The 12,935-nt window shown below is 70.4% G+C and carries 12 protein-coding genes and 1 tRNA gene; 5 read left to right on the forward strand and 8 right to left on the reverse strand.

The genetic code is table 11. The annotated features are described in order from the left end of the window. The first annotated feature begins 17 nt into the window (after nucleotides 1-17). The 3 genes from BKA22_RS15080 to BKA22_RS15090 all read left to right on the forward strand — a co-directional run bounded on the left by BKA22_RS15080 (nucleotide 18) and on the right by BKA22_RS15090 (nucleotide 4,684). The gene (locus tag BKA22_RS15080; protein WP_146953090.1) at nucleotides 18-2,195 is read left to right on the forward strand and encodes a glycoside hydrolase family 3 protein; all 2,178 of its coding nucleotides are present in this window, start codon (nucleotides 18-20) and stop codon (nucleotides 2,193-2,195) included. Between the two features lie 288 nt (nucleotides 2,196-2,483). Next, nucleotides 2,484-2,912, forward strand: coding sequence for a transferase (locus BKA22_RS15085; RefSeq protein ID WP_146952854.1), 429 nt, complete (start codon nucleotides 2,484-2,486; stop codon nucleotides 2,910-2,912). Between the two features lie 104 nt (nucleotides 2,913-3,016). Further along, nucleotides 3,017-4,684, forward strand: coding sequence for an Mbeg1-like protein (locus BKA22_RS15090; protein ID WP_146952853.1), 1,668 nt, complete (start codon nucleotides 3,017-3,019; stop codon nucleotides 4,682-4,684). A 219-nt stretch (nucleotides 4,685-4,903) separates the two neighbouring features. On the opposite strand, the gene BKA22_RS15095 is transcribed toward BKA22_RS15090, so the two are convergent. The 5 genes from BKA22_RS15095 to BKA22_RS15115 form a co-directional block, all read right to left on the reverse strand. Further along, nucleotides 4,904-5,905: a LacI family DNA-binding transcriptional regulator gene (locus BKA22_RS15095; protein ID WP_146952852.1), complete on the reverse strand. Its 1,002-nt coding sequence runs from the start codon at nucleotides 5,903-5,905 to the stop codon at nucleotides 4,904-4,906. 308 nt (nucleotides 5,906-6,213) lie between these two features. Continuing rightward, a protein-coding gene (locus BKA22_RS15100; protein WP_179561806.1) for an IS3 family transposase occupies nucleotides 6,214-7,403 on the reverse strand; the annotation gives its coding sequence in 2 pieces (ribosomal slippage) (nucleotides 6,214-7,122 and nucleotides 7,125-7,403; 1,188 coding nt in all). Between the two features lie 30 nt (nucleotides 7,404-7,433). After that, complete coding sequence (locus BKA22_RS15105) at nucleotides 7,434-7,688, reverse strand: hypothetical protein (RefSeq protein WP_179561807.1); 255 nt, start codon at nucleotides 7,686-7,688, stop codon at nucleotides 7,434-7,436. Further along, nucleotides 7,685-7,939, reverse strand: a complete 255-nt coding sequence (locus BKA22_RS15110) for a hypothetical protein (protein ID WP_146951564.1) — start codon at nucleotides 7,937-7,939, stop codon at nucleotides 7,685-7,687. Before BKA22_RS15110 ends, BKA22_RS15105 begins: the two co-directional genes overlap by 4 nt. Before the next feature lie 342 nt (nucleotides 7,940-8,281). After that, nucleotides 8,282-8,396: transfer RNA gene (locus tag BKA22_RS15115), tRNA-OTHER, on the reverse strand. A gap of 68 nt (nucleotides 8,397-8,464) precedes the next feature. Between BKA22_RS15115 and BKA22_RS15120 the strand changes: the two genes are divergently transcribed. Continuing rightward, on the forward strand, nucleotides 8,465-9,595 hold the full coding sequence (locus BKA22_RS15120; RefSeq protein ID WP_146951565.1) for a tyrosine-type recombinase/integrase: 1,131 nt from the start codon (nucleotides 8,465-8,467) through the stop codon (nucleotides 9,593-9,595). Between the two features lie 38 nt (nucleotides 9,596-9,633). On the opposite strand, the gene BKA22_RS15125 is transcribed toward BKA22_RS15120, so the two are convergent. Together BKA22_RS15125 and BKA22_RS15130 are read right to left on the reverse strand one after the other, a co-directional pair. Beyond that, complete coding sequence (locus BKA22_RS15125; RefSeq protein ID WP_146951566.1) at nucleotides 9,634-11,028, reverse strand: hypothetical protein; 1,395 nt, start codon at nucleotides 11,026-11,028, stop codon at nucleotides 9,634-9,636. Further along, entirely contained in the window at nucleotides 11,025-11,447 is a 423-nt protein-coding gene (locus BKA22_RS15130) for a hypothetical protein (RefSeq protein ID WP_146951567.1), read from the reverse strand. The genes BKA22_RS15125 and BKA22_RS15130 overlap by 4 nt, the downstream gene beginning before the upstream one ends. Before the next feature lie 546 nt (nucleotides 11,448-11,993). Between BKA22_RS15130 and BKA22_RS15135 the strand changes: the two genes are divergently transcribed. Next, nucleotides 11,994-12,617, forward strand: a complete 624-nt coding sequence (locus BKA22_RS15135) for a hypothetical protein (protein ID WP_146951568.1) — start codon at nucleotides 11,994-11,996, stop codon at nucleotides 12,615-12,617. Nucleotides 12,618-12,757: 140 nt separating this feature from the next. Here BKA22_RS15135 and BKA22_RS20550 read toward each other — a convergent pair whose 3' ends face one another. Beyond that, nucleotides 12,758-12,910, reverse strand: a complete 153-nt coding sequence (locus tag BKA22_RS20550) for a zinc finger domain-containing protein (protein ID WP_425549824.1) — start codon at nucleotides 12,908-12,910, stop codon at nucleotides 12,758-12,760. Nucleotides 12,911-12,935: the final 25 nt, after the last annotated feature.

The raw sequence follows: 12,935 nt of genomic DNA on the forward strand, positions 1-12,935 counted from the left end.
CAGGCGGCCGGGCCGTGATGTCGACGACCGCAAGCGATGACGGCGCGATCTTCGAGAGGGCGGTGGCCCGGGTTCGTGCCGGCGAGCGTGCCGAGGTAGTCGCCTCGGCCCTGCTCGCCGAGCTCACCCCCGATGAGCGTCTGTGGCTGCTGGACGGTGACGGCGAGTTCTGGTCGGGTATGGCCACGATGGGAGCGGCGTACAACGCCGAGCCGATCGTGCTCGGCGAGATCGCCAGGATCGGACTACCTGGCCTGCGGTTCAGCGATGGACCGCGGGGTGTCGTCATGGGCCGCTCCACGGCCTTCCCCGTACCGATGGCCCGGGGAGCTACATGGGACCCGGTGCTCGAGGAGCGGGTCGGCACCGCGATCGGTTCCGAGATGCGCGCGCAGGGCGGCAACCTGTTCGCGGGGGTGTGCATCAATCTCCCGCGTCACCCGGCCTGGGGCCGGGTGCAGGAAACCTACAGCGAGGACCCGCTGCTCCTGGGCGAGATGGGTGCCGCGCTGACCCGCGGGGTGCGTCGCCATGGCATGGCCGTGGCCAAGCACTTCGCGCTGAACTCGATGGAGAATGCGCGGTTCTCGGTCGACGTGCGGGTCGACGAGTCCGTGATGCACGAGGTCTACCTGCCGCACTTCCGCCGTGTCGTCGAGGAGGGCGTGGACGGGATCATGTCCGCGTACAACTCGGTGAACGGGGAGTGGGCGGGGCAGAACCCGGAGCTGCTCACCGGGGTGCTTCGGGACCGGTGGGGGTTCGAGGGGTTCACGATCTCCGACTTCATCTTCGGACTCCGTGACGCGACGGGCTCGCTGGCGGCGGGTCTGGACGTGGAGGCGCCGCTGCGCCAGCAGCGGGCCGCATACCTCGAAGAAGACTTGGACAGCGGTCTCGCGTCCTGGTCGGACGTCGACCGTGCCTGCGGGCGCATACTCGCGACCCAGCTGAGATTCCATGCCGCCCCTCGGGACCCGGCGCCGGGTCCCGAGGTCGTGTTCTGCCCGGCGCACCGGGAACTCGCCCGCGAAGCGGCCCGCTCGGCCGTCGTCCTGCTCAAGAACGACTCGGTCGACGGGGCCCCGCTCCTCCCGCTGAACCGGGAGCGTCTGCACAGCGTGGCCGTCCTAGGCAGGCTGGCAGACCTGACGAACACCGGCGACAAGGGCTCGTCGCACGTTCGCACCCCGCACGTCGTGACACCCCTCGAAGGGCTGCGTGCGGCATTGCCGACTGCCCAGGTGCGCGCCTCGCTGGACAGCGCCGACCTCAGCACCGCCGCGCAGGTGGCCAGTGAGGCGGACGTCGCGATCGTCGTCGTCGGGTACACCTACGAGGACGAGGGCGAGTACCTGGGTGCAGACGGGATGAACGCCCCGGGCGTCCGCGACCTCTTCCCACCATTCCCGCCGGGTGTCGACATCGACCGCATGGCGTCGCAGAGCGGTCATGTTATGGGGGATGCGGACGGTGGTGACCGCGCCTCGTTGCGGCTGCGCGACGAGGACGTCGCCCTGATCCGCGCCGTGGCAGCGGTGAACTCCCGCACCGTCGTGGTGATGGTGGCCGCCGGCGCGGTGATCACCGAGGAGTGGCGGGATGCGGTCCCTGCGCTCGTGCTCGGGTGGTACGGCGGTAGCGAAGGAGGGTCCGGCCTCGCGGACGTGCTGGTAGGTGACGTCGACGCGACCGGGCGCCTGCCCTACTCCATTCCCACGTGCGAGGACCATCTGCCGCCGTTCGATCCGCACGCGACCTCCGTCGAGTACGACCGCTGGTTCGGGCAGAGGCTTCTTGACAGGGACGGTCACGCCGCCGCGTTTCCCATGGGGTACGGGTTGTCCTACACCCAGTTCAGGATCGACGACGTGCGCGTGGGGGGGCTCGACGAGCAGGGCTTCGACGCCCAGGTCGTCGTGACCAACAGCGGCGTACGGCGCGGACGTCAGGTCGTGCAGGTGTATGCGGTGAGGGACGACGTCGCCGACTGCCCAGCACGCGTGCTCGTAGGGTTCGCCACGGCCTGGCTCGATGCGGGCACGGCACGCACGCTGTCCGTGCGCTGCTCGGTCCGCCCGCTCCAGCGCTGGGTGGGTGGCGGGTTCGCCCCGGCTGCCGGACGGGTCGGTATTGAGGCGGCTGCATTCAGTGGAGATCCCGATGCCGCCAGGACGACCCTGGACCTCGTCTGAGGGACCCCGAAGGAGGATGTCTGACCTCGTCGACCCAGTCGGCGCTCGGTCCAGGAGCGGAGTCGCGGGGCGACTCGGTGCCGCGGCGGGGGTAGGCGTGGCACGACGGCTACCGCGAGTGGAGTACCTGGCTCGCACCCTCAGGCTGACGCGGGTGTCGGGCGGTCGGTGCGACCGTACAAGCAGGACCACGACAACCAGGGGCCGTGTCGACCCCTCATCCCGCAAGGACGTTCTGCCCCGATGACCGCATGGCCAGATGACGATGTGACCCGTGAGAGTGCCTCGATGTTCGAGGAGGTCGAACTCGACGACGGCGCTGTGAAGCTCTATCGCAGGCACACCAACGGCGGCGGCCGAGTTGCCCTGGACGCCCAGGCGCACTCCACCGCCTACATCGCCGACTCCACCTGGGTCGACTCCGGTGCAGCCGTCCGGGCGGGTGCGCATCTTGGTCCGCACAGCTGGGTCGAACGCGACGCGCAGGTCGAGGCTGAGGTGACGATCGGCGAGCACGCCCACGTGGGGGCGGGTGCGGTGATCGGCGCCGGTTCCAGGCTCGGGAGCCGCGCAAGGGTTGGCGCGGGCGTACAGCTGGCGGCTGGCACGGTCGTCGCCCCTGAGGCTCGGGTCGAGCGCCGCGCTCTCGCGCGGCGCAGATCCGTCAGCTCGCCCACGCCGGGCGTGACGGATCGGATGAGTCGTGCTCGGGCCTGACCGGAGGGCGCCTGTGAGTACGTCAGCCGCAGGGAGCTTCCGGCCTGCCCGCTTCGTCGGGACTGCCGTTCTTCACGGCCTCACGCGTCGAGAGGGGGTGCCACATGGGAGACCTCAGAGACTATCTGCGGTGGCGCGGTGACATCAGCCTGGCCGAGCGGGCGTTCAACGACGTCGACAACCTCGTGCTGTGCGCGCTGGCCTACCTGGACCTCGGCGGCGTCATTCCGGCGCCCGGGGGAGGGTCGGTGTCGGTGCGTGTGGCGGCCGAGCGGCTCACGACGGCACGCTCGGCTGCGCCACCGGGAGGCGGCGACCGGCGGCTCGCACTGATGCCCGCCGCGCTGCTCACCGAGCTGGCCGCTGCACGACGCTTCTCCGGTGCCGAACTGTCGGACTACGTGGATCTGGTCGACGAGCGAGTGGGCACGCAGTTCGCCGCCCTGTCCGTGCACCTCGACGACGGGACCACGTACGTGGCCTACCGCGGCACCGACAACACCTTGGTCGGGTGGCGCGAGGACTTCACGATGAGCTTTCAGGAGGTGCCTGCACAGGCGAGCGCCGCCGAGTACCTCAGTGAACGCCTCACCGAGCACGACCGGCCCGTCCGCGTCGGCGGCCACTCCAAGGGCGGGAACCTCGCCTCCTTCGCCGCGATGCGACTGGGGGCCGATCCTCGCGAGAGGGTCGTGGCCGTCTACAACAACGACGGCCCGGGCTTCAGCCCTGAGGTCGTCGACGCGGAGGCCTACGCCTGGCTGGCGACGCGGCTGACGAAGGTGGTGCCGCAGTTCGCGGTGGTCGGCATGCTGTTCGAGCGCGGGACTGCCTCGCACGTCGTCACCAGCAGCGCCCGAGGCCTGATGCAGCACGACCTGATGACGTGGCAGGTCGAAGGCGCCGACCTGATGCGGGCCGATGGACTCTCCCCGCAGGCAACCGCCCTCAACCGTGCGATCGACAGCTGGCTGGAGGGTGCCGCGCGCGAGGACCGCCGGGCGTTCACCGAGGCGTTCTTCCAGGCGCTGGCCGCAGGGGGTGCCACTCTCGTCGTCGATGTCGCCAGCACCGAGTACGGCAGCTTCGAGTCGGTCTTGTTCGCCCTGCGCCGCTCCCGTGGACAGACGCGCCGTCCGGTGCGGCTAGGGCTGACCGTGGCGCTGCGAGCCGTGGCCGACGTCGGCTGGCGCCGGGTGGTCCGCGAGCGTCGCACCGTGCGCGCCGGCCTGCTGCTCGTGCTCGGCGCCTTCTTGGCGATCGTCCCGCACGTCGCCGTGCAGATCCTCGGCGCGCTCGCGGTCCTCACCTTCCTTGTGGTCGCGACGACGCGGCTGATCCGCCACCTGCTGCGGTTCCGGGACTCGTCGCGGTTGAGCCGGCGGTCCGCGGTGGCCCTGGTGGCCTCGGGCTGCGCGGTGCTGGCCGTCATCTCGAGGCTCGATCTGCTGGTGGTCCCTACGAACGTGCTGCTCGGTGTGTGCCTGCTGGCCGGCGCGTGGTCACACGCGCGCGCAGCCGTGAGCGTGGCTTCCCCGGCGCGGGGACGCTCGACGCGATCGATCCTGCTGCTCGTCAGCGCAGCGGTGGCCTTCCTCATGGGCGTCACAGCCCTCTCGACCGCCGGCCTGGTGCTGCCCATGTTCGTCATGCAGGTCGGCGGGTACTGCCTGGTCGTCGGCGCGCTAGAGGCGTACTTCAGCCTGCGTGACGCCAGCGCGCCATCACTGGCGCGCCTGACTGCGGACGCGTACCTGCCGACGGGGCCGTGACGGGGGAGGCGCGAGGTGGTGACGCGGCTCGGCGACGGGTGTCCTGCCGTCCAGCGCACGGCCCGAGGTCGCCGCGCCGTGACGACTGTGGGAGATCGCGACGTGCCCGGACCGAAGCGTCTCGCTCTCGCCATCGCGCGGATGCTGGGCCACGGTGCGCGTGGCCGAGCTGCACCTCGGGTCGCAGCCATGGCGTGACGGGGCTGCAGCTCTCTTGGCTCAGGCAGTCTGGCCCGGGACCAGGAAGAACTCCGGTGCCGTGGGCGTGTGCTCGGGTGAGACACCCAGACTCATCAAGGTGACCGCGACAAGGCCCTGAGCGATTGCGCTCGGGTCGTAGCCGATGGTGGTCAGGCGAGGCGTCAGAGCGCGCGAGAGGGGCGAGTTGTCCACACCGATGACCGCCACGTCCTTCGGAACGGCCCACCCCGAGTCGCCAGCCCGCGCGATCAGGGCGAGCGCGACATCGTCGTTGTAGCACCCGAGAGCAATGCCCGGGGCTCCGGCCCCCCGCAGCAGCTGCCCGGCGTCGCGGTCGTCAAGCGCGATGTCGATGACGGTCGGGGAATCCACACCGGCTCGCTCGCAGGCCTGACGGAAGCCCACGACCCTGGAGTCTCCGTACACGTTGTCGCGGGAGTCGGTGAGCCTGGCGTAGCCCAGCCGGCGATAGCCGCGCTCAATGAGGTGGGTGGCCTGCAGGTCGCCGATCACGCTGTTCTGCTCGCGCTCCGTCGGCGCCGAACTGTCCGAGGCCACGAGGGGGATGCCGCGCGCGGCGAGAAGCTCGTGCAGCGCAGGGTTGAGCTGAGCCATCGCAAGGACCGCGGCAGGCTGCAGCGCCGCGAGGAAGCGCTCGAAGGCGGGGACGTCATTCGCGGAGAACCGGGTGACCAGCGTGAAGCCACGACGTGCAAGCTCCGAGGTCATCACGTCGAGCATGTCCTGAAGGTGGCCACCGAAGGTCGTGTAGGGAACCACTGCCACCACGACATCGCTGGTGCCGCGCGCTAACGCTCGCCCGGCCAGTGAGGGCTGGTAGTCCAGGCGCGCGGCTGTCTCGAGCACTCGTTCGCGGGTTGCTGCTGCGAAGCGGTCCCCACGACCGTTGAGGATCTGGCTGACAGCTCCCCGAGACACGCCCGCCGCCCGCGCTACGTCGGCGCTGGTCACCGGGCTAACAGGGTGCGCGGGCAGATGCGACTCGCGCTGCATGGACATGGTCACACGCTACCTGAGCGGCACTCCAGCGGGTTCGGAGCGACCGGTTCCACGTCGTTCGGCGGCGGGCGCGGGAGCGTCCCAGGGTGTCGGCGCACCGTGCGCACGTGGAGCCCCGTCCTTCGGAACCTGGATACCGCATCTGCGGTACCTACCCGACCGTGCCGGGACGATGTGCAGCCAGAGCCCGGCTGTGATGCTCCTGGGGTGCCCCACGACTCACGCCCTTCAGTGTCCTGGCCCCAGCGTGGCGCGAGCCCCAGAGGGGGTCTGCCCCCGGTCTGGTTGACACTCGGGGTTTGCGGTAGTCAGGCCGCGTCTGCGGCCGTGTAGATCATCTCAAACTCGACGGGCGTGAGTTTGCCGAGGGCGCGTTGGCGGCGTCGGCGGTTGTACTTGGTCTCGATCCAGGTCACGATCGCCAGGCGCAGGTCGTCGCGGGTGTGCCAGCGGCGGGTGTTCAGGACGTTCTTCTGCAGCAGGGAGAAGAAGCTCTCCATGCTCGCGTTGTCGCCCGCGCCGTAGGAGCGGCCCATCGACCCGACCAGGCCGTTGTTCGCCAGCAGCCGCTGGGTCGCCTTGGCACGGAACTGGCCGCCTCGGTCCGAATGACACACCGTGCCGGCCGGTGAGCGCAGCGCGATCGCGTTGCGCATCGCCGCCCGCGCGAGGGACGACTTCATGCGCGAGTCGATGGAGTACCCGACGATCTTGTTCGAGTAGACGTCCTTGATCGCGCAGATGTAGAGCTTGCCCTCGGCGGTGGGGTGCTCGGAGATGTCCCACAGCCACACCTGGTTCGGGGCGTGCGCGACGAACTCGTGACGGACCACGCCGTGCTCGTCGACCACCGCGAGCAGGTCGTCGTGCGGCGCGGGGCCGGCCGTCGCGGGCTTGGACCGCTTCTTGTGGTGGCTGGCGCTGATGCCGGCGATCCGGCACAACCGGTGCACCCGGTTCTCCCCGACGCTGATCTTGTGCTCGTCGGCCAGCTCGTCGGTGATGAACCGGTAGCCGAGCGTCGCGTCGTCGCCATGGATCTCGTAGATCGCGGCAAGGACGTGCGCGTCGTCCCAGTCCCGGTCGCAGACCGGGTTCTTGAGCCACTTGTCGTACCCCTGGGTCGACAGGCCCAGGACCCGGCACGCCACCGCGACCGGCACCCTGATGCGGGCGCCGGCCGCGGCCATCTCACGGACGAGCGGGAAGACTATTTTCCCGGCAGACCCGCCTGCGCGAGGTAGGCGGCCGCGCGGCGCAGGACCTCGTTCTCCTGCTCCAGCACCCGGATCCGCTTGCGCGCCTCACGCAGCTCGGCGCGCTCGGCCTGGGTCGGCCCGGACCGTCGGCCGTCCTCGACGTCGGCCTGCTTCATCCAGTTCGACAACGACCCTTCGGAGATACCGAAGTCCTTCGCGATCTGCGTCAGCGGCACCTGCCCCTTGCGGGCCACGGCCACGACGTCGTCGCGGAACTCCTTGGGATACGGCTTTGCCACGGGGACATCCTTCCAGCGAGGACCAGATCCTCACAGGTCAGGTGTCAACCAAACTCGGGGCAGACCCGTGGGCCCGCCGGACACGTCCTGAAGAACGCACAGCACTCCAGCGCCACGGGCCACGACGCTCACCGGGACGTCGGTCCACGTCCCGTCGTAGAGCCGCACGTGCGCGATCGCTGGCCGCGGGGGAGTGACCAGCCACTGCGGCTTCGGCTCGGGCTGGGTGACGATCCACCGTGCGTACCAGTCGGTGCCGGGCTGGCTGCGGTGCGTGGCGCTCACGTGTGCCGCCTCGTGACCGCCGAGGCCCACACCCACACCCAGCCCTCACGCTCGTCCGCGTCGAAGTAGTGCAGCGACACCGTGCGCTTCGTCCACGCCACCGCTTCGGCAGCGATCTCCACGTCGCGCCCGCGGCCGTTGATGATCCACGCCGTCACGGGTACCGGGATGTCCGGACGCTGGATCGGGGTGTCAGCGATCTTCGTCGGCACGGATCGCGCCGTCGCACGCGAGGGGATTCGGTCGACCACGCGACGAGCGTAGATCGAACACGTGTTCGACTGCATCCCTCAAGGCCACGGCGACGCGAGACCATTGGCGCCGGTCGTCGACATCGGCACCGGTCGGCAGGGGCAGGCGGTGCGGCAGCCGTGTGGGCGTGAGTGGTAGCCGGCTGCCATGCGCGACCTGACGTGTGGGAGCCGAGGGAAGGCGCCACGAAGGGGAGGCCGTGCCCGCTGAGCGCGCTGCGCGCGACGTCTCGCGAGCCCTGGGCGCTCACATGGTGGAACCGAGTGACGTTCTGATCGGGCACGTATTGGGCACGACAGCACGAAGGCCCCCTCGAAAGGGGGCCTGACCTGCTTCTTTACTGGCTCCCTCGACTGGACTCGAACCAGTAACCGCTGGGAGGGCGGCTCCAGTGCTGACCGGGTGTATTTGCAGGTCAGCGCCCGATACGCGCTAGCCGTCTGGCGCCTCGAGTGGCCTGAAGTACCCTCTTATTGCACGCGCTATTGCACGTTTGTTGCACGCGCCGACAGGAGGGGGAGGTTGTGACGCGAGCTCGACGGTCGTGGGGCAGCATCCGCAAGCTCCCGTCCAAGCGCTACCAGGCGACCTACACCGGACCGGATCTGGCCCGGTACGTCGGCCCGGACACGTTCGCCACCCGCGTGGCCGCTGAGACCTGGCTGCTGAGGGTCCGTCAGACCATCGACGACGGCAGCTGGGCATCGTTGCTCGCCCATGCTGACGACCCGGAGCCGACTCCGCCGCCGACGCTTCGGGCCTATGCGGAGGAGTGGCTGGACGGACGCGACCTCAAGCCCCGCACGCGTCAGCACTACCGGCAGATTCTCGACTCACGGATCCTGCCGGAGTTCGGAGGTCGCGTGCTCACCGAGGTCACGCCGGCCGAGGTCCGTGCCTGGCACGCTGCGCTCGATCCGACGAAGCCGACGATCCGCGCCCACTCGTACGCTCTCCTGAGGACGATCTACTCCACGGCGGTCGCCGACGAGCTCGTCGAGGCGAACCCCTGCCGTGTGAAGGCCGCAGGCTCGGTGACTCGCGCGAAGACGATTCGGCCCGCGACGCTGGCCGAGCTGGAGGTGATCGTCCGCGAGATGCCCGAGCGACTACGACCGATGGTGCTGCTGGCGGCCTGGTGCGCGCTCCGCTTCGGAGAGCTGGCCGAGCTACGACGAGCCGACGTGGACCTGCGCCACGGAGTGCTCCATGTGCGCCGAGGCGTCGTTCGGCTTGGTGCCGAGGTAGTCGTCGGCACGCCCAAGTCCGCGGCTGGCGTGCGCAACGTCGCCGTCCCTCCTCACCTGCTTCCCGTGCTGAAGGAGCACCTCGGCGCGAGGGTCGAACGCGGTGCCGACGCTCTGCTGTTCCCCGCCACGGACGGACGTCAGCTGAGCCCGAACAGCCTTTACTGGTGGTTCTTCCGTGCACGCCACGCAGCCGGGCGCGACGACCTCCGGTTCCATGACCTTCGGCACACGGGCGCAGTCCTGGCGGCGTCTACGGGTGCGACCCTCGCTGAACTGATGGCCCGGCTCGGGCACTCCACGCCCGCAGCGGCGATGCGCTACCAGCACGCGGCACAGGACCGCGACCGCGTGATAGCCGAGGCGCTCTCAGCTCTTGTGCGCGCGGACAGCGCCAGCTCGGGCTGATGTTCGCGGCCGCAAGACGGCGCACACCGCTGAGGTGACTATCGAGTCGGCTCCAGCCCGATCGCAGGGATCGTGTCGTCGTGTCGTGACGGCATGTGCGAGGTTGGGAGTGCCTGTGTGCGCTCGAGGTGCGGCACGGCGCTGAGGTGGGCGACGTCGCGATAGCGGTCAAGGGTTGCCTCGGTACGTTCGGCGGGCGCCGGCACGAGTCGAGTGCTGTGCGTCAGCCGGGCGGCGGCCAGCTCGGGTCGGTCGCTGAGCTGGTCGCCGGTCAGGCTGTCGATCGGCACGTAGACCTGTTCGGAGCGGGCAAGGCGCGCGAAGGCCGCTGCGTTCCACTCGGCGGCCTGTTCGAAGGCGGCGCAGGCTCCGTGCAGGGCGCCGCCGAGACGCCGTTCCTCGGGCCGGGCTGATGCCCCGCGATCGCCGGCGAGGCGGTCGCGGGGGACCAGGTCGCCCAGCAGATCGTGAAGAGCGGTCGCATCCGCGCGGACTCGCCGATCGGCGGGCCCCGCGCCCAGGTAGCCGCGGAGGTCGGCCATGAGCGCGAGCCAGGTGGCGGCTCGTCGGGCGCCGGGGTCGCGTGCGGCGACGGCGGGGTCGTGCAGGTCGACCCCGTGAAAGGTGGCGGTGTGGACGGCGACCTCGAACCCGACCCGGGCGGTGTCAGCCAGGGTCTGCACCGAGTAGTCGGGGTGCTCGCGCAGGTCCCAGGCGGTTCGTCGGATGCGGGCGACCAGGTCGCCGAGCCGGTCGATCTGTGTCCCGCCATGGACCCGTGCGCTCGCGGCTGTGAGGCTGTCGAGCTCGGTGGCGATGACACCCATGACCTGCGCGACACGCACGACTGCCAACGCCGCGGCCTGGGTGCGGTCCGCCGGCGGGAGCCATCGTCCGACCTTCTCCCAGCGCACGCCGGCCTGGCCGGCACGGAGACCGAGCATGTCCTGCGTCGCGGTCAGCTGGGCGACGAACTCGCCCATCCGGGCGAGCGCTCCGTTGCGCGCCTGCTCGTCCCACACGAGCGGCGCGTCCGGGGTGTGGGCGCCACCGGTGATCGTCACGTGGGAGGCGACCAGGTCGGAGGCGGCGCGGAGCACCCGGCTGGCGTAGTCCCAGGGGTGCCGGTCCGGGGCGATCACTGAGGGGTGTGGCGGCAGGTCATCTGGGCCGACCTGGAGCACGTTGGCCATGACGAGCGCCGTCGCCTCGATGGGGTGCGGGTGCTCGGAAGCGGCGACGCCTGCCATGCGTGCGGGGCTGATCAGCGCCCACACGTGCTGGCTTGCCGCGTCGAGCAGGCCGTAGTACGCGGCGACGGCCAAGTCGGCCTCGATCTTGTCCGCGAAGCGGTCCAGGCGTACCAGGCGACACCCCTCACCCATGTGACGGGACGCATCCCACAGCAGCCCGCCGTACGTCGCGGCAGTCATGCTGCGGCCCGGGCGAACTCCTCGCCCGCGGTAAGCAGCCTGCGCAGCACCCGACCGAGGCACGCCACCTCTTCGGGCGTCGCGGCTTCGTCGATCATGAGGAGCGTGTGTGCGGTGGCGGTGGTCAGCAGTTGTTCGACCACGTGCCGCGACTCGTCGAGGTCGTCGCCGATGTGCAGCGGACCTAGGCGTGCGGGCGGCTGCTGCCTCACCTGCTCGTGCAGCCAAGCTGCCTCATCAAGGGCCTCGCCGAGCGCGATCGCGGCGAACGCGAGGTCCACGCCCGCACCCAGCGGCGCCGCCAGGCAGAGCGTGAGCGTCGCGTGACTGGCGGCATCCAGCAGAGCGGACAGCCCGGTCCACGTCGGTTCACCACCCGACAGCAGCGCGCCTGCGGGGACCGACCATCGTGTCGCCATCTGACCCACCTCCCGGGAGGCGCGCATGCGCCCCGCATCGGCTCGACCTTCGCGCCAGCCGGGAGGACCCGCTCAAGCACACCCCGAGACGGTGAGTGATCCCGACTACGTCGGCGGGTGTGCGGTGATCGCAGCAAGACGCGTCGGGACTGCGGCCGGCGCGTCGGCCGTGCGCGCGCTGATCGAGTCCCACTTGTTCGCGCTTCGAAACGCTCGTCGCACCAACCTGCTCCTCGGCCTTGCCGGCTCCACCCCAACAACGTCGACGATGTGGAGACCTACCACCGCATCCTTCGCGAGCATGCGAGAAGAACGGGGGCGCGCCGCCTCGGCTACAGCGCACAGGCCGCGACCCGTACCTGCCCGGCGCCAAGCGAGCAGCCCCTTGCTGCCCACCTCGGCCATCCCGACTCGGACGCGAGTGACGTGTGACGGCACGAAGAGCGATGGTTCGCCTCCGCCGCCCAAGCGCTCACGTCGGCCTCAGCCGCTCGCTGCAGGCATGTCGCGTGGTCAGATCCAGGGCGACGGCACGATGATCGGGCCATGACGACAGGCCGCAAGCTCATCGAGCGCGCATTGCGCGGCGCGCTACAAGAGCGAGGGTGGACCCCCCGCGGCGCCGGATGGTTCACCCGTGCGGTGGCGCCCGGTGCGCTCGGTGTTCTCGCCGTCGGCGTGGCGTCGAAACACTCCGCACCCGGCCAAGCGACGGCGACGATCTACGTCCACCTTCGCGACGAACAGTTGGAGGCGGAGGTCGCGAAACTGACCGACACGCCGAACGAGGGCTACCGGACCACGACCGGCACCACGTCGATCGGCCACCTGATGCCAGCTTCGCGCTGGCACGAGTGGCACATCGAACTCGACAGCGCCGCGGCCGCAGCCGAAGAGATGGCCAGGGCTGTCCAGGACTACGCCGAGCCGTACCTGCGAACGCTTGCCTCAGATCCGCGCATGCTCCTCGAGGCAGTCGAGTCGTCACCCTCGTACTCGGCCGCAAGCGGACTCGCTCGAGCGGTCTTGTTACTGCGACGCCAGGGTTCCGACGCGGAGGCAACCGAGTTCCTGCTCCGACGGATGTCTGGCCTGGCCGCTCGCACCGACCCGGCCGCCGCGATCGAGCGCCGCGTCGCCGGCACTCTGGGCGGCGCGCTCACGAAGTAGCTCGGCTCGACGGCGCGCCGATCGGCGGCCACCGTCACACCGGAGTCCAGATGGGGGGCTAGCGCCAGCACCCGACCGAGGCACGCCACCTCTTCGGGCGTCGCGGCTTCTGTCGAGCGACGCGCGGCGGCGCGGACGCGTTACTCGGACCCGTCCGAGGGCTCGACTGTGGCGAGCTGCGCGGCAACCGTGCGCCGGCGGTGTGCGTGGTCACGCACCTGGCCCTCGCTCGTGACGCAAAGGGTGCCGACGGGGGAGTCGCACCGGGGACAGCGGACCTCGAGGGGGCTCATGCGGCCAGACTGCCAGCCGCGGCCC

The organism is Cellulomonas soli, assembly GCF_013409305.1.
In the GTDB taxonomy this organism is placed as follows: domain Bacteria; phylum Actinomycetota; class Actinomycetes; order Actinomycetales; family Cellulomonadaceae; genus Cellulomonas; species Cellulomonas soli.

Bases quoted from the DNA above. Each gene is read 5' to 3' on its own strand.
- BKA22_RS15080 (WP_146953090.1), top strand. From the start codon at position 18: ATGTCGACGACCGCAAGCGATGACGGCGCGATCTTCGAGAGGGCGGTG.
- BKA22_RS15085 (WP_146952854.1), top strand. From the start codon at position 2,484: ATGTTCGAGGAGGTCGAACTCGACGACGGCGCTGTGAAGCTCTATCGC.
- BKA22_RS15090 (WP_146952853.1), top strand. From the start codon at position 3,017: ATGGGAGACCTCAGAGACTATCTGCGGTGGCGCGGTGACATCAGCCTG.
- BKA22_RS15095 (WP_146952852.1), bottom strand. From the start codon at position 5,905: ATGTCCATGCAGCGCGAGTCGCATCTGCCCGCGCACCCTGTTAGCCCG.
- BKA22_RS15125 (WP_146951566.1), bottom strand. From the start codon at position 11,028: ATGACTGCCGCGACGTACGGCGGGCTGCTGTGGGATGCGTCCCGTCAC.
- BKA22_RS15130 (WP_146951567.1), bottom strand. From the start codon at position 11,447: ATGGCGACACGATGGTCGGTCCCCGCAGGCGCGCTGCTGTCGGGTGGT.
- BKA22_RS15135 (WP_146951568.1), top strand. From the start codon at position 11,994: ATGACGACAGGCCGCAAGCTCATCGAGCGCGCATTGCGCGGCGCGCTA.
- BKA22_RS20550 (WP_425549824.1), bottom strand. From the start codon at position 12,910: ATGAGCCCCCTCGAGGTCCGCTGTCCCCGGTGCGACTCCCCCGTCGGC.